Raw genomic sequence first — 23,384 nt, 5'->3', positions numbered from 1 at the left:
CCTTTTGGAGTGGACGATACCCGTAAGAACAGGGAGAGGGGCGCCGGGCGTTGCGCTTTTGTATAAAACGCCACGTTTGCTGGACAGGGCGCGACGCTAAATTCCCCCTCGCCCCGTTCATACCGGGAGAGGGTAAGGGTGAGGGGCAGCGTATCGCTTACCCATGGAGCAGCGATCATTCGCTGCCGCCTCCACCCGTCATCCTGTTACTTCTTGGCGAGGATGCCGTTGACCTTGGCGGCAGCTTCCTTGAGCGTCGGCTCGATCTCGCCCTTGCCCAGATAGATGGTCTGGATCGCGTTGGAGGTCGTCTGGGCAATGTCCTCCCAGCCTGGGATCACCGGCGCGAAGATGGCGTTGGGCAGGAGGGAGGCGAACACCTTCAGGTCCGGATCGTCGGCGAAATGGGGATCCTGGGCTTCCTTGGCGTTCACCGGCAGGAAGCCTTCGTTCTTGTCGAAGGCGGTGCGCTGCTCGGTGGAGAACAGGAAGGCGAGGAATTTGAAGGCCTCGTCCTTCACCTTGGAGTTCTCGAACAGCACGATCGAATCGGTCACGCCATAGGTAAAGGGCTTGCCTTCAGGCCCGACCGGGATCGGCGCCACGCCATATTTCAAGTTGGGCGCTTCCTTCTTGATCTGGCCGGAGAGGAAGGGCGCGGTGATCACAGTGGCGACCTTACCCTGCTTGAACAGGTTCTGCACGTCCTCACGGGCATAGGAGGTCACACCCGGCTCGGTGAGGCCGCCGTCGATGAAGCCCTTATAGAGCTTGGCGGCATCAATAGCCGCCTGGCTGTCGAGGCCGGACTTGCCGTCCTTGACGATCGTCCCGCCATTGGCCCACAGCCCGTAGTAGAAATAGACGTCCGTCTCGATTTCCTTGCCCTGCAGGCCGAAGGGAGCCACGTCAGGCGAAGACGCCTTGATCTTGGCGGCGGCGGCCTGGAAATCGGTCCAGGTCTTGGGGAACTCGGTCACGCCGGCTTTGGCGAAGACGTCCTTGTTGTAATACATGCCGCGGGCGGAAGCCGCGATCGGCAGACCGTAGGTCTTGCCGTCCATCACCGAAGGCGACAGGAAGGTCGGGATGAAGCTGCCCTTGAACTCGGGCGTGATGTAGCTGTCGAGCGGAGCGACCACACCCTGCGAGACATAATCGAGCAGCCAGCGCGTGCCGATGATCGAAAGATCGGCATTGGTGCCGGCCGAAATGTCGGTGGTCAGCTTCTGCTGAAGATTGTCCCACGGCACCACTTCGATCTCGACCTTGGTGTCGGGATTGGCTTTCTGGAACGCCTCCGCGGCTTCCTTGAAATAGGGGCCGGTCGCCTTCGAATATTCGGCGATGGTCACGCGCACCGTGCCCGCCTGTGCCGTGGCGGCGCAGGCCAGGAGACTGGCGCCTGCGAGCAGCATCGCCATCCGTCCGATCATTGTCATGAAACGTCCCCGTCCTTGTCATTGCTGCGGTCGTTGCCGCGCCCCCGCGCGCCTCGCCGCAAGAGGGCGCTAATGTTCCCCGTAATCGAAAACCGCGCAAGCAGATTTGACCAATCGGCACACAGCCGACGTGGAATTGTCAGCCCTATCGCATTACCCCCAATCTTCACTGGCGGGAGGCGGCATGCGGCTTTGCCTTCGCGCCATCGGCATGCATAGATGGCGCCCGTTTTCGTTCGCAAAGAACCATCCGTTCTCACGAGTCTTCCGATGTCCGATCCTGCCAGCCACCCCGATCCCTTCGGCCTCTCGGGGCGCCATGTCCTGGTCACCGGCGCCGGCGGGGGCATAGGGCGGGCGATGATCGAAGCCTTCCGCCACGCCGGCGCCATGGTCTCCGGCGCAGACCGGGATGCGTCCCTCCTGGAAAGCCTGCCTCTGCAGCACCGACTCGTTTTCGACCTCACCGACGCCAAGGCCTGCACCGATGCGATCACCGGATTGGTGGCACAGGGCAACACGCCCGACATCCTGGTCAACAATGCCGGTTTCACCCGCGCCGAGACGCTGGATGACGTCGACGACGCGGTCTGGGACAGTGAGTTGGCCATCAACCTCACCGGCGCTTTCCATGTCACCCGGCCCGTGATGGAAGCGATGGTGGCGCGCGGCGGCGGCTCGGTCGTCTTCGTCGCCTCGGTCAACGGGCTCGGCCATTACGGCAACCCGGCCTATTCGGCCGCCAAGGCCGGGCTGATCGCCTATGCCAAGTCGATCGCGGTGGAAGCCGGCCGGAACGGCATCCGCGCCAATGTGGTCTGCCCCGGCTCGGTGCGCACGCCGGCCTGGGACCATCGCCTTGCCAAGGATCCGACGATCCTCGAAGATGTCGTCTCCCATTACCCTCTCGGGCGGATGGTGCGCCCCGAGGACGTCGCCAATGCCGCCGTCTTCCTGGCCTCCCCGCTCGCCGCCGGCGTGACGGGGGCGGTCCTGCCGGTCGATGGCGGCCTGACCGCCGGCAATCTGCGCTTCGTGCGCGACATCATCGAGAGGAGGTCGTGACATGGCGGGCCTGCAGGTCAAGGCGCTGCAAAAGCGATATGGCTCGGCCGTGATCCTCAAGGGCATCGACCTCGATGTCCGCGACGGCGAATTCGTGGTGCTGGTCGGCCCCTCCGGCTGCGGCAAGTCCACGCTGCTGCGCATGATCGCCGGTCTCGACGAGATTTCGGACGGCGAATTGTGGATCGGCTCGAAGCTTGCCAACAAGCTGTCGCCGCAGCAGCGCAACATCTCCATGGTGTTCCAGAGCTACGCTCTGTTTCCGCACATGACGACGCGCGCCAATATCGGCTTTGGCCCGCGCATGCGCGGCGAGAGCGCCCAATCGATCGAGCCGCGCGTCAAGAAGGCCGCCGGCGTGCTCAATCTCCACGACTATCTCGACCGCTATCCCCGCCAGCTCTCCGGCGGCCAGCGCCAGCGCGTTGCCATGGGCCGCACCATCGTGCGCCAGCCCGAGTTGTTCCTGTTCGACGAGCCGCTCTCCAATCTCGACGCCAAGCTGCGCGTGCAGATGCGCACCGAGATCAAGGCGCTGCACCAGGACCTGAAGACCACCATCGTCTATGTCACGCATGACCAGATCGAGGCTATGACCATGGCCGACCGCATCGTGGTGATGAATGCCGGTCATATCGAGCAGGTCGGCACGCCGCTCGAACTCTACGACCGGCCGGCCAACCGCTTCGTGGCGAGCTTCCTCGGCTCGCCCTCGATGGGCTTCATTCCCGGCACGGTCGAGAAGGGCGACGGCATACCCCGTTTGCGAACGCAGAACGGCCTCTCGCTGCCGATGGGCGACAGCACCGCTACCTCCGGCCAGGCCGTCGAGATCGGTATCCGCCCTGAGCATTTCCTGCTCGGCAATGAACAGAACGGCTTTCCCTTCGTGGTCGGCGTGGTCGAGCCCACCGGGGCGGAGACCCATCTGTTCGGTACCATCGACGGCATCGCGATGCGCGCCGTGTTCCGCGAGCGCCTGTCGCCCCAGCCGGGCGAGACGCTCCACCTCAATGTCGACCGTGCGAATGTCCACGTCTTCGATCCGCAGAGCGGTGCGCGGCTGTAAGGCGGGAGGCCAGGGATTTCGTGCCTGTGGTCTCGCTGAGGGTCGTGCGAGACGGGGTGGTCAATGAAGAGACTCGACGCTCGCGCCCCCTCGCCCCGCTTCTTGCGGGGAGAAGTAAGGTGAGGGGCAGCGATAAGTCCGCACATACTGCACAGCCCCTCACCCCTGCCCTCTCCCCGTAAACGGGGCGAAGGGGGTGTCAGTGTCGCGCCAGCTATTCAAACCGTTTTCCTTTCAGGACCTTGCATGCCCTTCGACACCAATCCCTTCCCCGACGATCCCGAACGCCACGCCCTGTGGGAGATGCTGGTCCGCCGCGACATCGAGGCCTATCTCAAGGCGGACTGGCCGGCGGTGGAGGGCGATTTCCTCGCCGAAAGCTTCTTCGGCCTGAGCGGCCTTAAATCCGCCAATCCGGACGAATGGCGCATGATCTTTCCGCGCCTCGATGATTACCGCGACCGCTGGCTGAGCCAGGCCAGGCTCTCGGCGGCCACCGCCTATGCCGAACCGCGCCGCGAGGCGCTCTATCGCATCACTTCGCTGCAAGAGATCGACATCAACGGCGAGCGGGCGGTGGCACACAAGAAATTCGACGGCACCATCGCCAAGGCCGACGGCAGCATCGATGCCATCAGTTGGCAGACCCTCTATCTGTGCAACCGGGTCGACGGAAGCTGGAAGATCGCCGGCTTCGTCGGTTACCTGCCCAATCCGATGGGGACAGCAAGCTGAGCAGGGCGGGCTGACATCGACGCTATTGCCGCCCCGTGCCATGGTTTGGGCTGAAGCCTCCGACAACAACGAAAAGATGGCCGAGAATGCGCGTCAATCATGAAAGTCAGTCCCTCCGACGCAAGCTGCCCTTCCCTATCGCCCTCCTCTTCGTTGTAGGCAGCGGCATCGCCCTGGCAGCCTGCGCATCGGGAAGCGGCATCGACAAGCGGCAGGTCCGTCAGGACGCCGCCGCCAGATGCGCCAGCGCCCAGGACAAGACCGGTTGCCAGCAAGCCCAGAGCCGGCGGCTTGTCGACGAGGGGTACACCTCGATCTGCCGCGCCAAGGGGCTGGCGGACCATTCCCCGGCGATGAAACGCTGCAGGGGCGAACTTGCCTATGCCGACTGCGTCCGCACCATCAGCGATTATCAGGGCTACACCGCCCAGATGAATCCGCGCGGCCCCTGGGAAGCCCCACCCAGCGCCGTCTGCAAGAGCCATCTGGTCGCGGATTGAGCAGGATTTTACGGTGCGGGAGGCTCACTCGGCGCCTCCCGCGCCTCGTCCCTACAGCTCCCCCTTCTTCAGGCTGGAAGCGATGAAGTCGGCCTGCCGGATGGCGAGCGCCACGATGGTCAATGTGGGATTCTCCGCGCCTCCGCTGGTGAACTGGCTGCCATCCGAGACGAACAGATTCTTGATGTCGTGCGTCTGGCCGTGCTTGTTGACCACGCCATCGGATGCCTTGGCACTCATGCGGTTGGTGCCGAGATTGTGGGTGGAGGGATAGGGCGGCGTCGGGAAGGTCCTGACGGCGCCAACAGCCTCATAGATCGCCCGCCCCTGCCGATAGGCATGGTTGCGCATGGCGGTGTCGTTCTCGTGGTCGTCGAAATGCACATTGGCGACCGGCATGCCCGCCTTGTCCTTGGCGCTTGCATGCAGGGTGATGCGGTTGGCCTCGCTCGGCATGTCCTCGCCGACGATCCACATGCCGGCCATGTGATCGTAACTGTCGAGGGCGGAGGTGAAGGATCGCCCCCAGGCGCCGGGATCGAGGAAGGCTGCCATGAAGGGCAGGCCGAGCGACAGCGTCTCCAGCTCATAGCCGCCGGCGAAGCCGCGCTTGGGGTCGTGGCGCGCCTCGTCCCGCACGATGCCGGCCATGGTAGTGCCGCGATACATGTGCACCGGCTTTTCGAAAACGCCGTAGACCGAGCCGGTGGTATGGCGCATGTAGTTGCGGCCGACCTGGCCGGAGCTGTTGGCCAAGCCGTCCGGGAACAGGTTCGAGGCCGAGTTGAGCAGCAGACGCGGGCTCTCGATGGAATTGCCGGCAACCGCGACGACGCGCGCCTTCTGGCGCTGCGTCTTGCCGTCCTTGTCGAGATAGACCACGCCGGTGACCTTGCCCTTCGCATCATGCTCGATCTTGACGGCCTGGCTGTTCGGCCGAACCTCGAGATTGCCGGTCTCCTCTCCCTTCGGGATCTCGGCATAGAGGGTCGACCATTTCGCGCCCGATTTGCAGCCCTGGAAACAGAAGCCGATCTGCTGGCAGGAGCCGCGCCCGTCGCGCGGCTGGCTGTTGATCGCCATGCGCCCGGTATGCACTTCCTTGTAGCCGAGCTTCTTGGCGCCGGCTTCCAGCACCTTGTAGTTGTTGTTGCCGGGCAGGCCGGGAATGTTGTTGGTGCGTGTCACCCCCATCTTGTCCTCGGCCTTGGCATAATAGGGCTCGAGTTCGGCGAGGGTGATCGGCCAATCCAGAAGATTGGCGCCCGGCAGGCTGCCATAGGTGGAACGGATCTTGAACTCGTGTTCCTGGAGGCGCAGCGAGGCGCCAGCCCAGTGCACGCTCGATCCGCCGACCGCCTTGACGATCCAGGCCGGCAAATTGGGGAAGTCCTTGTGCACGCGCCAGCTTCCGGAAGTGGTGCGCATGTCCTTCCAGGCGAGTTGGCCGAAGCTCTCCCACTCGTCGTTGACGAAGTCTTCGATCTCGTAGCGGCCGCCTGCTTCCAGGATCACGACCTTCACGCCCTTGAGGGCCAGTTCGGTGCCCAGCGTGCCGCCGCCGGCGCCGGAGCCGACGATCACCACGACGGAATCGTCGTTCAGATCAAAAGGAGCTGCCATGGTTCCGTCTCCTCCAAAGCATCCTGCGCAAAGACGGGCTCGTCTCAGGCGGCAAGGACGCGTCGAACCAAAGAATGAGAGTAAAAATGCGTTCTCGCTGAAACGCGCTTTGCTCGGGAATGGGTGCCGCCGGCAGGAAGACCCGGCCGGTCAGAATGATCGAGGGAATCCGGTTTCTGCAGGCCGGGTCAGAGCCACTCGATGTCGGAGAAGCCACGGTTGATGTAGCCGCCCTTGTCGGCGGAGGAGCCCTCATAGCCGAAGAGCGGCCAGACCTCCTTCTGGTTGTAGAGGCCGACCACGAGGCCTGAGCGCACGGCACCGAAGAAGGGCGATGCCTCGACCTTTCGAAGGATCGCAAGCCTCTCCTCTTCCCAGCCGAGATCGGCGTAGCGCTTGCCCCCTGCTGCGGCGGCCAGCCCGTCCAGCGTGGTCACGCCATCTTCGAACAGCGCCTTGCTGGCCGCATCCTTGCCCGCCTTGGCATCGAAGTCCTTGACGGCAATGGCGTAATAGCGATCGGGCAGCCGGTCGTGGGGATAGATGTCGCGCGACATCCGGATCAGCGTTTCCAGCGTCTCCGGCTTCAGCGTGGTGGCGTCCAGCGCCCAGGCCTCCCGCGGGCAATAGAGCGCGCCGCCGGAGACCACCAGCGCAACGCCGGTCGCAGCCGAGACGATAAAACCGCGACGGGACAGTTCACCCGCCTGCCTGGCTTTCTTCATGTTGTCCTCCCTGCATGTTGCGCCGGGGCTGCCATCGGCGCCCCGGTCTGCCGTTCTTGTGACGCCGAGCGGCCGCCTACAGGCGGCCGTTGGGCTATTTGTAGCGCCCGCCCCGCTGCAGCACCTCGATCTTGTAGCCGTCCGGATCCTGGATGAAGAAGAAGCGAGCGGCTCCCGAGCCATCCGGGAAGGACAGGGTCTTCAAATCGCCGGGTGCGAGGCCGAGGGCCGAGAGCTTCGCATGCGTCGCAGCAAGGTCCGGCACGGAGATCGCCAGGTGGCCATAGCCGTCCCCGAGCTGATAGGGCTCGGTACGACCCTTGTTGACCGTCAGTTCCAGCTCGAAGCCGGTCTCGTCGCTCAGATAGATCAGGGTGAAGCTCTCGAAGGCGAAGCGGCCGGCGACATCGAGCTCAAAGGCCTTGCGATAGAAATCGACCGAACGCTCCTCGTCGAGAACGCGGATCATGCTGTGAATCATGCCCATGGGAACTGGCCTCTACTTTTGAACGCTGAGTGACTTGAGATAGGCAATGATCCGCGCCCGCTTGGCGGGATCGGCCTGGCGATAGGGCATGGTGGTGCCCGGCTTAAAGGCCTGGGCATTGGTGATCCACTTGTCGAGGCTGTCGCCATCCCAGGCGAAGCCGGCATTGGCGAGGGCCGCCGAATATTTGTAACCCGGATAGGTTCCCGCCTTGCGGCCGACGATCTCGGCCAGGTTCGGCCCCTGGCGTGGACCCGCCTTGGGATCGACGACATGACAGGTGCCGCAGCTGGTGACGAACTGCTTCTGGGCGGCGACGAGATCGTCGTCCGCCTGGGCGGTGGAGATGCCGAGCAGCCAGGCTCCCGCCATGACGGCAAGCGCCTTGCCCATCCCTCCTTGCGTCCCACCCATCATGACCGCCTGTTTGGTTTGCGACTATGGACAGGAGGTTAGGTGCCGGCTTCAGACACCGGGTAGTAATATTGCATTACACGTCGAGAATTCGGAAAATAGGTTGTCTTCAGCCAAAGCAGCGCGGAGCCCTGGCAGAACCGAGAGCAACGGCTGCCGGCCCTACTCCGCGGCGACGAGATCGAAGGCGGCAGGCCGGCGCGAAGCGGCCGGTCGCAGCTCGGCGACATATTTCAGGCAGCAGCAGCGCAGGAGCGAGGTAAAGTTGCGGACGTCGCCGTGAAGGTCCAGCACTTCGTCATGCAGGCGGGTGACGAAACGGCCGAGCGACATGCCCTGGTCGACCGCAAGCTCCTCCAGAATGTCCCAATAGACGGCTTCGAGGCGAATCGAGGTCGCGTGCCCGCCGATACGCACCGAACGCGTATGCGTCTCATAGGTCTCCGGCGGCTGGGAGGCGAACAGATGGCACATGGCATTCCCCCGATCGGTGCGTCCTTGCAATGCCTGCCGATTGCGGCACGTCGCAAAACGCTTTGCTTTCTTTGACTCTTTCCAAAGAGAGCGGGTCTGTCAATCGATGAACGTCGCGCCCGGGCGTTGCTGGTATCGGGATGCTATTTCGCGCCTGCTCGCCGAACCCTGAGCTCGTTGCCGGCCTTGGCATCGAGGCCGATCATGTCGAGGATGGCGATGAAGGCGATCAATCCGATCACCGCGAAGGCGATCTGGAAATCGATCAGCGGCAGCGAGCCGTTCGTGCCCGGGAACCACAGCTCGGCAAGGCGCAGTGCTGCGGCAGCCACGCCGACGCCCAGGCCCATCGACATCTGTTGGGCGACGTTGAAGAGGGTGTTCGCCCCGCTCATGCGCGCTTCCGGCACGTCGGCGAAGGCGATGGTATTGAGGGCGGTGAACTGCATCGACCGCGTCAGGCCACTGGCGAACAGCAAGGCGCAGATCAGCGGGAAGGGCGTCGCCGGTGTCAGCAGCGCATAGGAAGAGATCAGCACGGCGTTGGCGAGGCCGTTGCCGAGCAGCACCTGGCGGAAGCTGAAGCGCCGCAGCACCGGCGTGGTGAAGGGCTTCATCACGATATTGCCGGCAAACACCCACAGCACCAGCAGGCCGGCCTGGTAGGCATCGAGCCCGAAGGCGAGCTGGAACATCAGGGGCGCCAGGAAGGGCACCGCGCCGATGGCAACGCGGAACACAGAGCCGCCCAAGATAGTGATGGAGAAGCTGCGGATGCGCAGGGCCCAGGGATCGACCAGGGGATGCTCAGCCCGCCTTGCATGGAGAACGGCGACTGTCGTGACCACGGCGCTCGCCGCCAGCCAGATCGCCGCCAGGGACATCGAGCTGTCCTGTCGCGAGATCAGGTCGAGGCCGTACATCAGGCCGAAGCAGGCAACGCCGATCAAGACGAAGCCGGTCCAGTCGAACGGCTTGGCGCCATCCGGCTTGCCGGCGGGGATCAGCTTCATGGTGAGGATGAAGCCGATGATGCCGAGCGGCACGTTGAGGAAGAAGATCCAGTGCCAGGTCGCATAGGTGGCGAGGAAGCCGCCGATGGGCGGGCCGAGCACGGGCGCCGCCAGGCCGGGCCAGGTGATGGTGGCGATCGCCCGCATCAGGTCCTGCTTGGCGGTATTGCGCAGCACGATCAGCCGCCCCACCGGCACCATCAGGGCGCCGCCGACGCCCTGCAGGATCCGCGCCGCCGTGAAGACCGGCAGGCTGGAACTGAGGCCGCACAGGATCGAGGCCACGGTGAAGATTACGATGGCCCAGCCGAACACGGCACGCGGGCCATATCTATCGGCGACCCAGCCGCTCGCCGGGATCAGCACGGCCAGAGTGAGCAGATAGGCAGAGATGCCGATATTGAGGTCGATCGGCTGCACGCCGAAGGATTCGGCCATCTGTGGCAGGGCGCTGACCACCACCGTGCCGTCCAGCATCTCCATGAAATAGGCGCCTGCGACGAGAAAGGCCAGGATGGAACTGCTCGCCGGCTTGGATGTCATGAAGGTCGGTTCCGAAGACTGAAGGCGGCGGAAAGTTTCTGCCGCGCCATTGGTCGGACCATAGAAAAAGAAGACGAGACTGGAAAGGAAAAGCTGAAGATGGACCTAAAAGAGAACGATCGTTTCCAAATTCATTTTCACGCATAGGCCCTGACGAAGAAGGCTACGGTCATGCCGATCGCGATCACCAACGTAGCGAGGCGCACGGCGGCGGATGGCAGACGGCGGCCCGCCTGGGCACCGAGATAGCCGCCCGCGAGCGCCCCGCCTCCCACCATCAGCGTCTGCGTCCATTCCACCGCCCCGGCGAGCGCGAAGCAGAGGACGGCGGCGCTATTGGCGGCGGTGACCATCAGCGTGCGCGCTGGGTTCAGCGCCTTGAAGTCGGCTCCATCGAGCAGGCTCCAGGCCGCGATCATCATCAGCCCGACGGCGCCGCCGAAATAGCCGCCATAAAGGCCGAGCAGGACCTGGATCGCCAGCACCACGGCAGGTCCCGCCGTCAGCCGCGCCCGCAACACAGCGCCGAGCCGAGGCCCGGCCGCCAGCATGAGGGTGGCGACCAGCAAGAGCCAGGGAAGCAGCTGGTCGAACATCGAGGTCGGCGTCCACAAGAGCAGCAGCGCGCCTGCCAAGCCGCCGGCCAGCGTAACCGCGAGCATCCATCCAGCCGGCGCGCCGCAGATCGGGTCAAAGCCGCTGCGATAGACATAAGCGCTGGCCGCGCCGCCGGGATAGAGCGCCACCGTACTCGAAGCATTCGCCGCAACCGAAGGCACGCCCGCAGCGATCAGGGCCGGCAGCGTCACGAAGGAACCGCCGCCCGCCATGGCGTTCATCGCGCCAGCAAGCAGCCCGGCACCAGCAAGCAGGAGAAAATCGGACATGCAGGCTTCCTGACATTCGGCCGTCTGCTTGACAATCGGGAAGATCCGATCCCTTCCTTCGGATAAAACGAAGGAAAGGATCATGCGTTTCGATCTCACGGATTTGCGCCTGTTCGAGGCAGCGGTACGGGCTGGCAGCATTTCCGGCGGAGCCGAGCGCATGCATATGGCACTTGCCTCCGCCAGCGCCCGGGTGAGCGGCATGGAGGCCGCGCTCGGCACCGCCCTCCTCACCCGAAGCCGCCGCGGCGTCGAGCCGACCGCCGCCGGGCGGGCGCTCCTGCATCACGCCCGCACCATCACCGCCCAGGTCGAGCAGATGCGCGGCGAGCTGCTGTCCTTTTCCTCCGGCCTCAAGGGCGAGATCCGCATGTTGTCGAACACCGCCGGGCTGGTCGAGCTGGTGCCGGCGGCACTGCGCGTCTTCCTGGCCAGCCATCCCGGCGTCGATATCGATCTGGAGGAAAGAACCAGCGCCGAGATCGTCGAGGCTGTCAGCGCCGGCACGGCCGAATTCGGCGTGATCGCTGCTACCGCCGATCTGGCCGAACTGGAAACGCGCGCCCTCGGCGTTGATCGCCTGGTGGCCGTAACGGCCAGCGCCAGCGCTCTCGCGGCCCGGCCGGAGATCGGCTTTGCCGAACTGATCGGCGAGCCTTTCGTCGGCCTCGCCGGGGGCGCCCTCACCGACCATCTCGCCCGCCAGGCCGGCCGCCTGGGACGGCGCATCGCCTACCGCGTCAGGCTGCGCAGCTTCGATGCCGTCGCTCGCCTGGTCGAGGCCGGCATCGGCGTCGGCGTACTGCCGCTCGCCGCCGTCGAGCGCTATGGCAGCCCGCACCTTGCCACGCTGCGCCTCAGCGACGGCTGGGCCGACCGGCACCTGGTGGTCTGCGCCAAATCCCTCGCCGGCCTGTCGATGCATGCCCGCCTGCTCATCGACGAACTCGAGCGGCAGGGGGCATCTCCGCGAGATTTGAGTGGCTAGATCTCAGGCAAACACCACCTCGACCGTGCCGAGTTCTCCGAAATCGGCAGTAAAGGCCTGGCCGGCCACCGCCTGCAGGATCAGCGGTCCCCCGCCGATGGCGATGAGGTTGCCCGGCGGCACCTGCCGGCTGCGACGCGCCAGATAGAGCGAAAGATCCGCGATGGCTGCCCTGACATCGGCCATCACCCCTTCGCCATGGCTGCGGCCAACCACGGCGCCGTTCATGCTGGCGACGACCTCCATTCCCTTGAGATCGGCCAGGTGCCGGTCGTAGACGGGCGTGCCCCTGAAGGTCGCGACATGCAGGCCAAAATCGGCCGTCGCCGTCCAGGAATTGAGCGGCACCGCGCCCTTCACCCGTCGGCCGAGGATCGTGATCATCGGCACGCAGCCGATGATGGCCTCCTCGATCTGCGCCGATGTCACCGGACGGTGCGGATCGGGATAGGAATCCCCCATCAGCAGGCCGAGGCTCCATTCGGCACCCAGGACGCCCGGCGGCAGGCGCAAGAGGGTGTGACTGGGCAGCATGCTCGCACCGAGCAGCGGTCCGAACACCGGACCGTCGCATTGCAGGACGCGCCGGGTGGCCGGGATCGTCGCCGTTGCAAAATAGCCCACGACATTGTCGTCCATGGCGGCAAGCGCCGCATCCTGGACCTCCTCCGCCATCTGCTCCGATGAAATCAGGTGAAGCGGAAGATCGCCGATGCCGCTGCCGGAGCGATTGGAAGCCAGCGCCTCACCGAGTTCGGCAACCGACGCTCTCATTCTCATCCTCGATCGGTTCAAAGCCCTGCCCAGCAGCGCATTATACGGTCTTCCAAAGCTGGCCTTCAAATCAAGAGAGCATAATATTCCGCCCGCGTTTCATAAACGCCGCATAAGGAAAACGGATCGAGCGAAGACGATCGCCTGGGTGGGTGTCGTCCCTGCGGACAATGATACTTGCGAACGATACCCTGTTCGCCGGGGAACACTTGTCTGCCGCCAGGTCTGCTTTGATTGCTCCGGCACCTCAGGGCAATCCGCGTTGTGGCGAAAATACACTGGGCGCCGGTGGATCGAATGAACATGCGCGCCCTCCTATCCGTCGCCCTCCTCGCCAATCTGGCAGCGGCCTGCACCTACGGTCCGGCTTCGATCGAGACCGTCAAACCCTTCACCGGAAACGTACCGAGAATTCCCGGTAATTACGCCACTGAAGCCAGGCTGCCGAAGCCGGCGCGGGATCTGCCCACCATCGGCGTGCGAAGCACCCCGGAGTACCCGAACGCATCGAACGACTATCAAAGCTGCGTGAATGGAGCGACCCGGCACGAAGTCAACAATGTTGCCGGTGTCGAAGCCTGCAACGGGGCCTATGCCTACGCACAATGAGCCGAAATCGCACCCGGCCAGCCTGAACGCGGCGGGACGATGGCGCGGGCGGGAACGGTGACGCCGCTCGACCTATGCCATTAAGTAAACTTAATGTGAGTCAGATCGCCTGCCGGAATGCGATTGCAGGTGCACAAAAGGCGAAGACTTTACCGGGTATTTAAGGTTTCCCTGCCACGCATGGAGCGCGAAGCGGGATGGTGGAGCTGATGAGATTCGAACTCACGACCTCTGCAGTGCGATTGCAGCGCTCTCCCAACTGAGCTACAGCCCCGGCTGCCCGGAAGCGTCGCCATTTAGTGTTCGCGCCTCCCTCCTGTCAAGCGGCCTTGCCACGCATGCTCGTTCGGAGCGGGGTCGGAATCGATCAAGTTTGGTTTTGCCGTATCGATGGATGTTTTCTCTAGAATTCTCAGTCTGGCGATCGCCTGGGCTTTCGAAATGGTCTTCGGCTATCCGCGCTGGCTTTATGCGCGGATCGGCCACCCTGTCACCTGGATGGGCGCCCTCATCGGCTGGCTCGACCGGCGGCTGAACTTCGCGGAGGACGCCCCTTCCACCCGCCGGGGCGCCGGCATCGTCGCCACCGGCATCCTGGTGCTGATCGCCGGGCTCGGCGGCTACATCGTGGAGCGGCTCTGCCTTTCCGTCACCTACGGCTTCATTCCGCTCGGCCTGATCGCCTCCTCGCTGATCGCCTCCAAAAGCCTGGGCGACCATGTCGAGGATGTCGCGCACGGGCTGGAGGTCGGTGGCCTGGCCGGCGGACGCAAGGCGGTCTCGATGATCGTCGGGCGCAATCCCGAGACCCTGGACGAGCCGGGCGTGTGCCGTGCCGCGATCGAGAGCCTGGCCGAGAATTTCTCCGACGGCGTGGTGGCGCCGGTGTTCTGGTATGCCCTGTTCGGCCTGCCCGGCATCGCCGTCTACAAGATCATCAACACGGCCGATTCGATGATTGGCCACCGTACCCCGCGCTACCAGGCCTTCGGCTGGGCCGCCGCGCGGCTCGACGACTGGCTGAACCTCATCCCCGCCCGCCTGACCGCCCTGATCATCAGCGCGGCCGCCTTCATCAGCCATCGCCGGGGGCGGGCCGCCATCGCCGCCGTGCGGCGCGACGCCGGCAAGCATCGCTCGCCCAATGCCGGCTGGCCCGAGGCGGCCATGGCCGGCGCACTCGACCTGCGCCTCGCCGGCCCGCGCATCTATGGCGAGACCCTGGTGGAAGACGCCTATATGGGCAATGGCCGGGCCGATGCCGGCGCGACCGATATACGCCGCGCCCTCGATCTCTACCACATGGCCTGCGTGATCCTGTCGGCCGTGATCGGCCTGCTGACCTTCTACCTGATCTACAAGCAGTATCAGTGAGCGCATCCCCTCTCCCGGGTGGAGGGAGGGGTTGGCGTGAGGGCTTGCCGGCGCACGTGCACCCGCGATGAGCGATTTGGCGCCTCCGCCCTACAGCCCGGCAATCCGCGCGATCGCCGCCATGTCGAGATGGCCGGCGAGATGGGCGGCGAAGGCGTCCAGCGTCTCTTCCACCACGGCTTCATAGGCCAGCGTACTGCCCTGCCCGCCGAGGCGGGTGAGCCAGGCGGCGCGCTGGCGGTCGTCGGCGAACAGGCCATGCACATAGCAGCCGGCGATACGGCCATCCGCCGAGGCAGCCCCATCGGCGCTGCCGTCGTCGAAACGCAGCAGCGGGCGAGCGAGCGCCGGCCCCTCGGTGACACCGACATGCATCTCATAGCCCGAGAAGGGTGCATCGTCCGCGCAGCTCTTCCCGCTTACCGCCACCAGACGCTTGTCGCCGCCGAGGCGCGTGACGGCGTCGAGGAGACCGAGGCCGTCGACCTCGCCCGGCGGCCCCTCGATGCCGTCGGGATCGGCAATGCGCCTGCCGAGCATCTGGTAGCCGCCGCACAGGCCGAGGACATGGCCGCCGCGCCGGACATGGGCGGATATGTCGATGTCCCAGCCCTCACCGCGCAGGAAGGCGAGGTCGGCGATGGTCGCCTTCGAACCGGGCAGGATGACGAGATCGGCCACCGGCAGGGGCTGGCCGGGCTTCACCATGACGAGATCGACCTCCGCCTCCTGGGCTAGCGGATCGAGATCGTCGAAATTGGAGATGCGCGGCATCATCGGCACCGCAATGGTCAGCTTGGCACCGGCACGACGGGAACCGTAGGAGCCGAGCGCCAGCGCATCCTCGGCCGGCAAGCGAGCGGCCTGCGGAAAATGCGGCACCAGGCCGAGGGCCGGCCAGCCCGAGCGCTCAGCGATGAAGGCCATGCCGTCGGCGAACAGGCTGGCATCGCCGCGCATCTTGTTGACGATGAAGCCCCGGATCAGGGCGGCATCCTCCGGATCGATAGCCGCCTGGGTGCCGAGGATCTGCGCGATCACACCGCCGCGGTCGATGTCGCCGGCCAGCAGCACGGGCGCGTTCACCGCGCGGGCAAAGCCCATATTGGCGATGTCGCCGGCGCGCAGGTTGACCTCCGAGGCCGAACCCGCTCCCTCGACGAGCACGAGATCGGCTTCGGCCCTCAGACGCTCGAAGCTGTCGAGCACATCAGCCATCAGCGCGGGCTTGAGCGCCTGGTAGTCACGCGCGCGAGCCGAGCCGCGCATGCGGCCCTGCACGATGATCTGGGCGCCGATCTCCGATTGCGGCTTCAGCAGCACCGGGTTCATGTGCACGCTGAGCGCGACCCGCGCCGCCCGGGCCTGGAGCGCCTGCGCCCGGCCAATCTCGCCGCCATCCTCGGTGACGGCGGCGTTGTTCGACATGTTCTGCGGCTTGAAGGGACGGACCCTCAGGCCTTGGTCGGCGAAATGGCGGCAGAGCCCCGCCACCAGCAGCGACTTGCCGACATCCGAGCCCGTGCCCTGGATCATGAGGATTTTGGCGGTCATCGGCGTCACGAACTCCTGCGCAGCCGCCCCAAGGGAATGAAGTCCGGCGACGTCGGCGTACAGGGCCGGCGCTCCCAGTCACCATACCAGGCCTCCACCTCCAGGCCCGCTTCGTCCAGCGCCTGTTCCAGCTCGGAACGCGAGGCAAAGGCAATACGCGAATGGGACGACAGCATCCGCCCCTCAGCAAGGATGCGATAGTGGGTGCCGTAGGTCACGATATCGGTGGCGGGGTCATGCGCGACGTCGTTCCAGGCCTCCACTGGCCCGAAACGTGGATGCTCGATCCGCCGGCTCGACTGCTCCGGCGTCCATTCGCGCCATTCGGCCACGGCCGGGTTGCGGCTATCGAAGATGAAGCGCCCCTCGGGCTCCAGATGTGCCGCGATCGTGCGCAGGGCGGCGATACGATCCTCCGGCGTGAGGAAGACCTGGAAGGCATGGCCGGTCATCACGATGAGGTCGAAGCGGCGGCCGAGACGCACGGTCCGGCCGTCGCCCTGCACCCAAGTCACCCTATCGCCCCCCGGGCGGCGGCGGGCAATATCGAGCATGGCAGTGGCGGGATCGACGCCAAATACGGTGCACTCAGGCTGAAGCGCCACTTCCGCCGCAAGATCGCCCGTGCCGCAGCCGAGATCGAGCACCGAAGCGCAGGCCGCCGCCAGAGACGCGCAGCATGCGCGATCGGCGCTCCACTCGTTCTCGACGTCATAGAAGCTGGCGATATCCGGATCCTCATAGAGCCGGTCGGGGCGGGCATTGTCGTGGTTCACGGGCTTGTCGATCCTGCTCAGCTCACGGGAGGAATTGCCTGCCTATCACCCCTATCCGGTGCCGCAAAGTCCGCCGATTCGCGACGCGTATTGCAACACCCTGTGCCCGACTGAACAGGCTTTGGTGCCAAACACGCATTTGGACATGGATTCGCCACGCACAGGCTTATGATGGGCGGGTACTGGAATCACCCGGCTGGGCTGTTTATCCTGCCGCCGATCGAGATATTTGGATGATGGCATGGCTGATCCCAAGGCAGGCATGAGCGAGGAAGCGGCCCGCGACGCGCGTGCCTTCGATACGCTCGTGCTGCGTGCAAGGCTTGCCCTATTCTGGGAACGAACCTGGCCGCGCCTGGCCGTGCCGCTGGGCATCGCCGGCCTGTTCGTGGCGCTGAGCTGGTTCGATCTGTTCGCCGTGCTGGCGGGCCTGCCGCGACTTCTCCTCTTCCTGGTCTTCCTTGCCGGTCTCCTCGCCTCGCTCTGGCCGCTCACCCGCTTGCGGCTTCCCAATCGGGATGCGGCGCTGCAGCGCATCGACCAGGCTATCGGCCTGCCGCATCGGCCGGCCACCACCCGTCAGGACAGGATGGTGCAAGGAGGCGGGGACCCGCTCGCCGAAGCGCTATGGCGCCGGCATCTGCGCCTCGCCTTGGAGGCGAGCCGCCGCGTGCGCCTCGGCCTTCCCTCGCCGGGCCTGCCGCAGCTCGATCGCTATGGCCTGCGCGTCGGTGCCATCCTGGCCCTGTTCGTCGGCTTCTTCTATGCCGGGGCCGAACGCCTGCCGCGCCTCCTCGACGCTCTTGCCTCCCCCAGACACGACATCGCCGCGCTGTTCTCAGGCGAAAACGGCGAACAGCCTGGCATGCGCATGGACGCCTGGGTGACGCCGCCGCCCTATACGCGCCGCGCGCCCCAGGTCCTCTCGCAGGCCAATCAGGGCGCGCCGATCCCGGTGCCGCAGGGCTCCGTCCTGGTCGTGCGCCTTGCCGGCGACAAAGGCGCGACAATCTCGGGCACCGAGATCGCGGCACAGGCCGGCACCGAGGACGTCCCCTCTTCGGCGGCGACGGATCAGGAAGCGGCCGTCGTCGAAAAACGCCTCAAGCTGATGGCCGATACCGGCGTCGATATCAGGCATGGCGACGGCAGCCTGACGCGCTTTGTCTTCACCGTCATCCCCGACAGGCCGCCCACCATCGCCTTCGAGGGGCCGGTGAAGCCCGACGGCAAGGGCGGCATGATCTTCAGCTACAAGATCGACGATGACTACGGCGCCACCGCCGTCGAAAGCCAAGGCACGCTGTTGACGGATGGCCATCCGCTCTATCAGCCGCCGAAGATCGCCCTCTCCGCGCCGGCAGGCCATGCCCGCTCCGGCACGGTGACGGCGACGCGCAATCTTTCGGCCGATCCGCTGGCTGGCGCGACCGTCAAGATGACGCTGGTGGTGCGTGACGATGCCGGCAATGAAGGTCGCAGCGAGCCGCAGGACGTCACCCTGCCCCAGCGCGAGTTCCAAAATCCGCTCGCCCGCGCCCTGGTGGAGCAGCGCCTCAACCTGGCCGTCGATGCCAACCAGGCCCGCGAGATCAAATACGCGCTGGAAGCGCTGATGATCGCGCCGGAGGACTTCACCAAGGACGCCGGCCTCTATCTCGGCCTGCGGACCGTGCGCGACCGGCTCGACCGCGCCAATTCCGATGACGCCTATCGCGACGCCGCCGACTATCTCTGGCAGATCGCGCTCGCCATCGAGGAGGGCGACGGCACGCTCGCCGAACGCCAACTCAAGGCCGCGCGCGAAAAGCTGAAGGAAGCGCTGGAACGCGGTGCCTCGCCAGAGGAGATCGAAAAGCTCACCCAGGAATTGCGACAGGCCCTCAACGATTTCCTGCAGGACTATGCCAAGCGCCAGCAGCAGGCCCTCAAGCACAATCAGAAGCCCGGCGACAAGCCCGCGCGCAACATCACCCCGGAGGAATTGAACAAGCTGCTCGACCAGCTCGAGAATTCGGCCAAGAACGGCAAGAAGGACGATGCGCAGAAGCTGCTCTCGCAGCTCGACGACATCCTCAACAACCTGGCCAATCCCGAGGACAGCGTCGGCCAGGGCGATCCCTCGATGCAGCAGATGCAGCAATCGCTCAACGACATGGGCAAGATGATCCTGCGCCAGCAGCGCCTGCGCGACCAGACCTATCGCCAGAACCAGCCCTTCGGTCAGGGACAGGAGGGCCAGGGACAGGACGGACAAGGGCAAAACGGACAGGGCCAGGAGGGCCAAGGTCAGAGCGATCAAGGCACGGGTGATCAAGGCCAAGGCGGACAGGGTCAGGGCGGACAGGGTCAGGGGCCGTCTGGCCAGGGGCAGCAAGGCCAAAACGGGCAAGGGCAGCAGGGCAACCCGGATCAAGGCGGCCAGGGCGAGGCTTCCCCCTCCCTCGACCAGCTGAAGGAGCGCCAGCAGGCGCTGCGCCAGCAATTGGAGAAGATGCAGAAGAATCTGCGCGAGAGCGGCGCGGAGACACCCGGCTCCCTGGGTGAGGCCGGGCAGGCCATGCGCGATGCCGAAAACCAGCTCGGCGAGCAGGATGGTGAAAACGCCGTCAATTCGCAGGGGCGGGCGATCGAAGCCATGCGCAAGGCGGCAAAGGGGCTCGCCGAGCAGATGGCGCAGGCCCGCAAGAACGGCAAGGGCCCGCAGCAGGGCAACAACCGTGGTGGTCGCGATCCTCTCGGCCGGCAACTCAACGGCCCCGACCCCGGTGCGGACGGATCGACCGAAGCCTCCCCCTCGAGGCGCGCCGGCGAAGTGCTGAACGAACTGCGCCGCCGCCTCGCCGATCCCAACCGCCCCAAGGCGGAGACGGATTACCTGGAGCGCCTGCTCAACAAGCAGTGAACGATCACTCGAAAGCAGGCGGAGCGCCTGCGTTCGCCCTTAACACTGGCTTGCTCCTGGGACGGCTTCGAAGGCGGGAAGGAAGACACCTGCCAAGGGCCTATTCGGCTCGGCCGAGCCTGGCGCAAACCTTCAATGCCACGGCGCCTCAATGCATGGCGATGCCCGTTGCGCGCGCCGGCGCCACCTTGCCAAAGTCGGTCAATGGTGGGACACACGCCCGGTCATAAAGGAACCGGCCGCGCCATGAATCCCTCCTCCGAAACGGTCGCAGGAAGCGCCAATTCTACCTCGGCGCTGCGCTACTGGCTGGCCGGCGCGGGCCTGATCGCCCTCGCGGCGCTGATTCTCTTCGCCATGGGCCGCAATCCGATCTGCACCTGCGGCACGGTGAAGCTCTGGGTCGGCGATCCCAACACCGCCGACAATTCCCAGCACATCGCCGACTGGTACACGCTCTCGCACGTCATCCACGGCTTCCTGTTCTTTGGCCTGTTCTGGCTGGTGGCGCGGGGTCGCCCGCTGGGCTTTCGGGCCCTCTTGGCTCTGGTGGTCGAGGCGGGCTGGGAGATCCTCGAAAACAGCCCGCTGATCATCAACCGCTATCGCGAGGGCACCATCGCGCTGGGCTATGAGGGCGACAGCATCCTGAACTCGGTGAGCGACATCCTGTTCATGCTGGTGGGCTTCCTCATCGCCTCGCGCCTGCCCGTCTGGGTGACGGTGGCGCTCGCCATCTTCTTCGAGCTGCTCGCGCTCTATGCCATCCGCGACAATCTCACCCTCAACGTCCTCATGCTGGTCTACCCGATCGCCGGCATCAAAGCTTGGCAGGGCGGACTGTAAGGCTTCCCGGCCGGTTGACAAATCGGCCTCTCCCTCCCCAAGTCGCAGCATTGCGAAGGGAACCGACCGCCTCGGCCAAAGCGTTTTACGATTTGACGTAATCGGCAAGAATCGCAAAGACGCGTTGAAGTGATGAGCTAGAATAATAGGGTCTTCGGTCATGAACGCGCTTTGCTCCGGCGCACGCCGCATCCTCTTCCTCAGCGTCTCCGCTGGAGCCGGCCATATGCGGGCAGCCGAAGCGCTGAAGGAAGCCACGCTCTTGCTGGCGCCCGATGCCAAGGCGATGCATCTGGACGTGATGGACTATGTGCCGTCGACCTTCCGCAAGATCTACACCGATTATTACATCAAGCTCGTCACCAAGCATCCGGCCCTGTGGGGCATGCTCTACCAGGCGAGTTCGGAAGCCCAGCCCGACGCGGTCTCCCAGAAATTGCGGCGGGCGGTGGAACGCCTCTCGACCCGGCCGCTGCGCAGCGCCATCGACGATTTCGCGCCCGACGCCATCGTCTGCACCCATTTCCTGCCGGCCGAACTCCTGATGCGCGAGATCGGCAAGGGGCGGCTCGACGTGCCGGTCTTCGTGCAGATCACCGATTTCGACCTCCACCGCATGTGGGTGATCCCGCGCATGTCCGGCTTCTTCGCCGGCAATGAGGAGGTCGCGTTCCGGCTGCGTGCCCATGGCATCGAGGCAGACCATATCCACGTTACCGGCATTCCGATCATGCCGGCCTTCGCGCAGAATCATGACCGCGCCGCCTGTGCCGCCGCCTTCGGGCTCGATCCCGCCAAGCGCACCTATCTGTTGATGGGCGGCGGTGCCGGCCTCGGCGTCGGGCCGGTGGCCAAGCGCCTCATCGCCGCCGATCCCGAGCTCCAGCTCGTGGTGCTGGCCGGCAAGAACAAGAAGACGCTGGAGGAACTCGAGGCCCTGGCCGCGAGCCAGCCCGGCCGGCTCTTTCCGCTCGGCTTCACCAATGAGGTGCCACGCCTGATGGCGGCGGCGGATCTCGTCATCACCAAGCCCGGGGGCCTGTCCACCTCCGAATGCCTGGCGATGGGCGTGCCGATGCTGCTCAGTTCCCCCATCCCAGGGCAGGAGGAGCGCAACGCCGATTATCTCATGGAGAACGGCGCGGCCATGAAGGCCATCGACGAGATCGGACTCGAGTACCATGTCGCCCTGCTGAAGGCCGAGCCGGGGCGCCTGGAAACCATGCGCCGCCAGGCCGGCACCCTCGGCCGCCCCGAGGCCGGGCGGGACGCCATGCGCATCGTGCTGGAGGCTCTGGCGTGACCGGCCTCGACCTTCCGCACGCCCCGGCCGTAGCGCGGCGCGGCGGCCTCGCCCAACCGCTGGCGCTCGTCGTCCTGGTGCTCGTGCTCGCCTTCTTCTTCGCCAATGTCGAGATCCAGATCGAAGGCGGTCATGGTTGGGCTACCAGCCTGCCGACCTGGCGCATCGAGCATCACTGGCTGCTCGACATCTTCTGGGGCGGCCGGCCCATGACCGGCTATCACGCCTGGGTGTTCCCGTTCATGGCGATCTTCTTCCATTTTCCTCTGGTGTTCGCCTGGGCCTGGTCCTGGCGGCTGGAAGCGCGCGTGATCGCCTGCATCATGATCTTCTGGCTGAGCGAGGACTTCCTGTGGTTCGTCCTGAACCCCGCCTTTGGCCTCGCCCGCTTCAGCCCCGAATTCGTGCCCTGGCACATCCACTGGTTCTGGGTGGCGCCGGTGGACTACTGGACGATGTCGACTGCGGGCATCGTACTGCTTATCTGGTCTTATCGGGGCTGGGAACGCCTGTTTCCGAAGGCATAGACGAAACCGCGAAAATCGGCTCCAAGGACGATGTTCCTTCAGGGTTGCACGATGATTCGCCGCTCACTGTCCTTTGCATTGCTTTGCGTTTTACTTGCCGCCTCGCCCGCCCTTGCCCGAGACGCCGGCATCTGCCGCGGCTTCAATATCGAGGACGATCCGCTCGGCGTCGATCTCTACGAAGTCACCGCGCCGGGCCGGACCTATTTCGTCAAGAGCGCCTCTTCGGACGGCGAGGATTGCCCCTCGACCTCGGCCGAATGCCAAGCCCGCAGCTTCCTGATCACCGGCGACCGCGTGGTGGTGAACCGCACTTCCGGCGGCTTTGCCTGCGCGAGCTATCTCAACCGTAAGGGTTCGGACGTGGCGCTGTGGCTGCCCCTCTCGGCCCTGCGCAAGAGCAATGTCCAGCCCGATTGGAAAGGCAATTGGCGCAACGCCGAAGGCAACGCCATCCTCGATATCAAGGAAATCAAGGGCGGTGACATCTCGGTGAACGGCTCGGCCTCCTATAACAACGGCCAGAGCGTCAATACCGGCGAATTCAACGTCTTCGGCGAGGCGCGGGAGTCGACGCTCACCTTCGCCTATGACGGCGAAAAACAAGGGCGCATCGAAGATGCCCGCAGCGGCGACGGCACCTGCACCGTGCGCATGGCCCAGCTCGGCCCCTATATCGCGGTGGTCGACAACAATGCCTGCGGCGGGTTGAACGTCACCTTCACCGGCCTTTATTTCAGGCAATGATCAG

The 23,384-nt window shown here is 65.2% G+C and carries 23 protein-coding genes and 1 tRNA gene; 12 read left to right on the top strand and 12 right to left on the bottom strand.

Annotation, left to right across the window (positions count from 1 at the left end):
• Positions 1-206: 206 nt before the first annotated feature.
• Positions 207-1,442, bottom strand: coding sequence for an ABC transporter substrate-binding protein (locus tag ACN6KF_RS24410; protein ID WP_434959338.1), 1,236 nt, complete (start codon positions 1,440-1,442; stop codon positions 207-209).
• 270 nt (positions 1,443-1,712) lie between these two features.
• Between ACN6KF_RS24410 and ACN6KF_RS24405 the strand changes: the two genes are divergently transcribed.
• The 4 genes from ACN6KF_RS24405 (at position 1,713) to ACN6KF_RS24390 (ending at position 4,811) form a co-directional block, all read left to right on the top strand.
• Entirely contained in the window at positions 1,713-2,507 is a 795-nt protein-coding gene (locus ACN6KF_RS24405) for an SDR family oxidoreductase (protein WP_434959337.1), read from the top strand.
• Between the two features lies 1 nt (position 2,508).
• The gene (locus ACN6KF_RS24400; protein WP_434959336.1) at positions 2,509-3,576 is read left to right on the top strand and encodes an ABC transporter ATP-binding protein; all 1,068 of its coding nucleotides are present in this window, start codon (positions 2,509-2,511) and stop codon (positions 3,574-3,576) included.
• 246 nt (positions 3,577-3,822) lie between these two features.
• On the top strand, positions 3,823-4,311 hold the full coding sequence (locus tag ACN6KF_RS24395) for a hypothetical protein (RefSeq protein ID WP_434959335.1): 489 nt from the start codon (positions 3,823-3,825) through the stop codon (positions 4,309-4,311).
• A gap of 86 nt (positions 4,312-4,397) precedes the next feature.
• Positions 4,398-4,811 carry a hypothetical protein gene (locus ACN6KF_RS24390; protein ID WP_322433933.1) on the top strand — a complete coding sequence of 138 codons (414 nt, stop codon included), beginning with the start codon at positions 4,398-4,400 and terminating at the stop codon, positions 4,809-4,811.
• Between the two features lie 51 nt (positions 4,812-4,862).
• Here ACN6KF_RS24390 and ACN6KF_RS24385 read toward each other — a convergent pair whose 3' ends face one another.
• The 7 genes from ACN6KF_RS24385 to ACN6KF_RS24355 form a co-directional block, all read right to left on the bottom strand.
• Complete coding sequence (locus tag ACN6KF_RS24385; RefSeq protein ID WP_434959334.1) at positions 4,863-6,434, bottom strand: GMC family oxidoreductase; 1,572 nt, start codon at positions 6,432-6,434, stop codon at positions 4,863-4,865.
• Positions 6,435-6,622: 188 nt separating this feature from the next.
• A complete protein-coding gene (locus ACN6KF_RS24380; protein WP_434959333.1) occupies positions 6,623-7,159 on the bottom strand; it encodes a twin-arginine translocation signal domain-containing protein in 537 nt (178 codons plus the stop codon).
• A gap of 94 nt (positions 7,160-7,253) precedes the next feature.
• On the bottom strand, positions 7,254-7,628 hold the full coding sequence (locus ACN6KF_RS24375; protein ID WP_434959332.1) for a VOC family protein: 375 nt from the start codon (positions 7,626-7,628) through the stop codon (positions 7,254-7,256).
• 30 nt (positions 7,629-7,658) lie between these two features.
• Positions 7,659-8,039 (bottom strand): c-type cytochrome, encoded by a 381-nt coding sequence (locus tag ACN6KF_RS24370; RefSeq protein WP_434959331.1) that lies wholly within the window; start codon positions 8,037-8,039, stop codon positions 7,659-7,661.
• 183 nt (positions 8,040-8,222) lie between these two features.
• The gene (locus ACN6KF_RS24365) at positions 8,223-8,534 is read right to left on the bottom strand and encodes a ribbon-helix-helix domain-containing protein (protein WP_068289590.1); all 312 of its coding nucleotides are present in this window, start codon (positions 8,532-8,534) and stop codon (positions 8,223-8,225) included.
• A 143-nt stretch (positions 8,535-8,677) separates the two neighbouring features.
• Positions 8,678-10,090 (bottom strand): MFS transporter, encoded by a 1,413-nt coding sequence (locus ACN6KF_RS24360; protein WP_434959330.1) that lies wholly within the window; start codon positions 10,088-10,090, stop codon positions 8,678-8,680.
• A 137-nt stretch (positions 10,091-10,227) separates the two neighbouring features.
• Positions 10,228-10,977, bottom strand: a complete 750-nt coding sequence (locus ACN6KF_RS24355) for a sulfite exporter TauE/SafE family protein (RefSeq protein WP_434959329.1) — start codon at positions 10,975-10,977, stop codon at positions 10,228-10,230.
• Between the two features lie 82 nt (positions 10,978-11,059).
• On the opposite strand from ACN6KF_RS24355, the gene ACN6KF_RS24350 reads away from it, so the two are divergent.
• Complete coding sequence (locus ACN6KF_RS24350) at positions 11,060-11,965, top strand: LysR family transcriptional regulator (RefSeq protein ID WP_434959328.1); 906 nt, start codon at positions 11,060-11,062, stop codon at positions 11,963-11,965.
• Between the two features lie 3 nt (positions 11,966-11,968).
• Here the strand turns inward: ACN6KF_RS24350 and ACN6KF_RS24345 are convergent, their stop codons facing one another.
• Positions 11,969-12,739 (bottom strand): hypothetical protein, encoded by a 771-nt coding sequence (locus ACN6KF_RS24345; protein WP_434959327.1) that lies wholly within the window; start codon positions 12,737-12,739, stop codon positions 11,969-11,971.
• Between the two features lie 297 nt (positions 12,740-13,036).
• Between ACN6KF_RS24345 and ACN6KF_RS24340 the strand changes: the two genes are divergently transcribed.
• A complete protein-coding gene (locus tag ACN6KF_RS24340; RefSeq protein ID WP_434959326.1) occupies positions 13,037-13,348 on the top strand; it encodes a hypothetical protein in 312 nt (103 codons plus the stop codon).
• 198 nt (positions 13,349-13,546) lie between these two features.
• Here ACN6KF_RS24340 and ACN6KF_RS24335 read toward each other — a convergent pair.
• Positions 13,547-13,622, bottom strand: a tRNA-Ala gene (locus ACN6KF_RS24335).
• Between the two features lie 116 nt (positions 13,623-13,738).
• On the opposite strand from ACN6KF_RS24335, the gene cbiB reads away from it, so the two are divergent.
• Entirely contained in the window at positions 13,739-14,722 is a 984-nt protein-coding gene (cbiB, locus tag ACN6KF_RS24330) for an adenosylcobinamide-phosphate synthase CbiB (protein WP_434959325.1), read from the top strand.
• Between the two features lie 90 nt (positions 14,723-14,812).
• Here cbiB and ACN6KF_RS24325 read toward each other — a convergent pair whose 3' ends face one another.
• Together ACN6KF_RS24325 and ACN6KF_RS24320 are read right to left on the bottom strand one after the other, a co-directional pair.
• Positions 14,813-16,276: a cobyric acid synthase gene (locus ACN6KF_RS24325; protein ID WP_434959324.1), complete on the bottom strand. Its 1,464-nt coding sequence runs from the start codon at positions 16,274-16,276 to the stop codon at positions 14,813-14,815.
• A 5-nt stretch (positions 16,277-16,281) separates the two neighbouring features.
• Complete coding sequence (locus ACN6KF_RS24320) at positions 16,282-17,052, bottom strand: class I SAM-dependent methyltransferase (protein ID WP_434959323.1); 771 nt, start codon at positions 17,050-17,052, stop codon at positions 16,282-16,284.
• Between the two features lie 241 nt (positions 17,053-17,293).
• On the opposite strand from ACN6KF_RS24320, the gene ACN6KF_RS24315 reads away from it, so the two are divergent.
• The 5 genes from ACN6KF_RS24315 to ACN6KF_RS24295 all read left to right on the top strand — a co-directional run bounded on the left by ACN6KF_RS24315 (position 17,294) and on the right by ACN6KF_RS24295 (position 23,380).
• A complete protein-coding gene (locus ACN6KF_RS24315) occupies positions 17,294-19,957 on the top strand; it encodes a TIGR02302 family protein (protein ID WP_434959322.1) in 2,664 nt (887 codons plus the stop codon).
• A 246-nt stretch (positions 19,958-20,203) separates the two neighbouring features.
• Positions 20,204-20,803, top strand: coding sequence for a DUF2585 domain-containing protein (locus ACN6KF_RS24310; protein ID WP_434959321.1), 600 nt, complete (start codon positions 20,204-20,206; stop codon positions 20,801-20,803).
• 160 nt (positions 20,804-20,963) lie between these two features.
• The gene (locus ACN6KF_RS24305) at positions 20,964-22,106 is read left to right on the top strand and encodes an MGDG synthase family glycosyltransferase (protein WP_434959320.1); all 1,143 of its coding nucleotides are present in this window, start codon (positions 20,964-20,966) and stop codon (positions 22,104-22,106) included.
• Positions 22,103-22,633, top strand: coding sequence for a hypothetical protein (locus ACN6KF_RS24300; protein ID WP_434959319.1), 531 nt, complete (start codon positions 22,103-22,105; stop codon positions 22,631-22,633). Before ACN6KF_RS24305 ends, ACN6KF_RS24300 begins: the two co-directional genes overlap by 4 nt.
• Before the next feature lie 51 nt (positions 22,634-22,684).
• Positions 22,685-23,380, top strand: coding sequence for a hypothetical protein (locus tag ACN6KF_RS24295; protein WP_434959318.1), 696 nt, complete (start codon positions 22,685-22,687; stop codon positions 23,378-23,380).
• Positions 23,381-23,384: the final 4 nt, after the last annotated feature.

Source organism: Labrys methylaminiphilus subsp. lupini (assembly GCF_051161885.1).
Classification (GTDB): Bacteria; Pseudomonadota; Alphaproteobacteria; order Rhizobiales; family Labraceae; genus Labrys.
This window is presented reverse-complemented; position numbering and strand designations above follow the sequence as displayed.

What these genes read in the sequence shown, in the direction of transcription:
- ACN6KF_RS24410 (WP_434959338.1), bottom strand. Translation starts at nt 1,442, where the DNA reads ATGACAATGATCGGACGGATGGCGATGCTGCTCGCAGGCGCCAGTCTC.
- ACN6KF_RS24405 (WP_434959337.1), top strand. Translation starts at nt 1,713, where the DNA reads ATGTCCGATCCTGCCAGCCACCCCGATCCCTTCGGCCTCTCGGGGCGC.
- ACN6KF_RS24400 (WP_434959336.1), top strand. Translation starts at nt 2,509, where the DNA reads ATGGCGGGCCTGCAGGTCAAGGCGCTGCAAAAGCGATATGGCTCGGCC.
- ACN6KF_RS24395 (WP_434959335.1), top strand. Translation starts at nt 3,823, where the DNA reads ATGCCCTTCGACACCAATCCCTTCCCCGACGATCCCGAACGCCACGCC.
- ACN6KF_RS24390 (WP_322433933.1), top strand. Translation starts at nt 4,398, where the DNA reads ATGCGCGTCAATCATGAAAGTCAGTCCCTCCGACGCAAGCTGCCCTTC.
- ACN6KF_RS24385 (WP_434959334.1), bottom strand. Translation starts at nt 6,434, where the DNA reads ATGGCAGCTCCTTTTGATCTGAACGACGATTCCGTCGTGGTGATCGTC.
- ACN6KF_RS24380 (WP_434959333.1), bottom strand. Translation starts at nt 7,159, where the DNA reads ATGAAGAAAGCCAGGCAGGCGGGTGAACTGTCCCGTCGCGGTTTTATC.
- ACN6KF_RS24375 (WP_434959332.1), bottom strand. Translation starts at nt 7,628, where the DNA reads ATGATCCGCGTTCTCGACGAGGAGCGTTCGGTCGATTTCTATCGCAAG.
- ACN6KF_RS24370 (WP_434959331.1), bottom strand. Translation starts at nt 8,039, where the DNA reads ATGGGCAAGGCGCTTGCCGTCATGGCGGGAGCCTGGCTGCTCGGCATC.
- ACN6KF_RS24365 (WP_068289590.1), bottom strand. Translation starts at nt 8,534, where the DNA reads ATGTGCCATCTGTTCGCCTCCCAGCCGCCGGAGACCTATGAGACGCAT.
- ACN6KF_RS24360 (WP_434959330.1), bottom strand. Translation starts at nt 10,090, where the DNA reads ATGACATCCAAGCCGGCGAGCAGTTCCATCCTGGCCTTTCTCGTCGCA.
- ACN6KF_RS24355 (WP_434959329.1), bottom strand. Translation starts at nt 10,977, where the DNA reads ATGTCCGATTTTCTCCTGCTTGCTGGTGCCGGGCTGCTTGCTGGCGCG.
- ACN6KF_RS24350 (WP_434959328.1), top strand. Translation starts at nt 11,060, where the DNA reads ATGCGTTTCGATCTCACGGATTTGCGCCTGTTCGAGGCAGCGGTACGG.
- ACN6KF_RS24345 (WP_434959327.1), bottom strand. Translation starts at nt 12,739, where the DNA reads ATGAGAGCGTCGGTTGCCGAACTCGGTGAGGCGCTGGCTTCCAATCGC.
- ACN6KF_RS24340 (WP_434959326.1), top strand. Translation starts at nt 13,037, where the DNA reads ATGAACATGCGCGCCCTCCTATCCGTCGCCCTCCTCGCCAATCTGGCA.
- cbiB (WP_434959325.1), top strand. Translation starts at nt 13,739, where the DNA reads ATGGATGTTTTCTCTAGAATTCTCAGTCTGGCGATCGCCTGGGCTTTC.
- ACN6KF_RS24325 (WP_434959324.1), bottom strand. Translation starts at nt 16,276, where the DNA reads ATGACCGCCAAAATCCTCATGATCCAGGGCACGGGCTCGGATGTCGGC.
- ACN6KF_RS24315 (WP_434959322.1), top strand. Translation starts at nt 17,294, where the DNA reads ATGGCTGATCCCAAGGCAGGCATGAGCGAGGAAGCGGCCCGCGACGCG.
- ACN6KF_RS24310 (WP_434959321.1), top strand. Translation starts at nt 20,204, where the DNA reads ATGAATCCCTCCTCCGAAACGGTCGCAGGAAGCGCCAATTCTACCTCG.
- ACN6KF_RS24305 (WP_434959320.1), top strand. Translation starts at nt 20,964, where the DNA reads ATGAACGCGCTTTGCTCCGGCGCACGCCGCATCCTCTTCCTCAGCGTC.
- ACN6KF_RS24295 (WP_434959318.1), top strand. Translation starts at nt 22,685, where the DNA reads ATGATTCGCCGCTCACTGTCCTTTGCATTGCTTTGCGTTTTACTTGCC.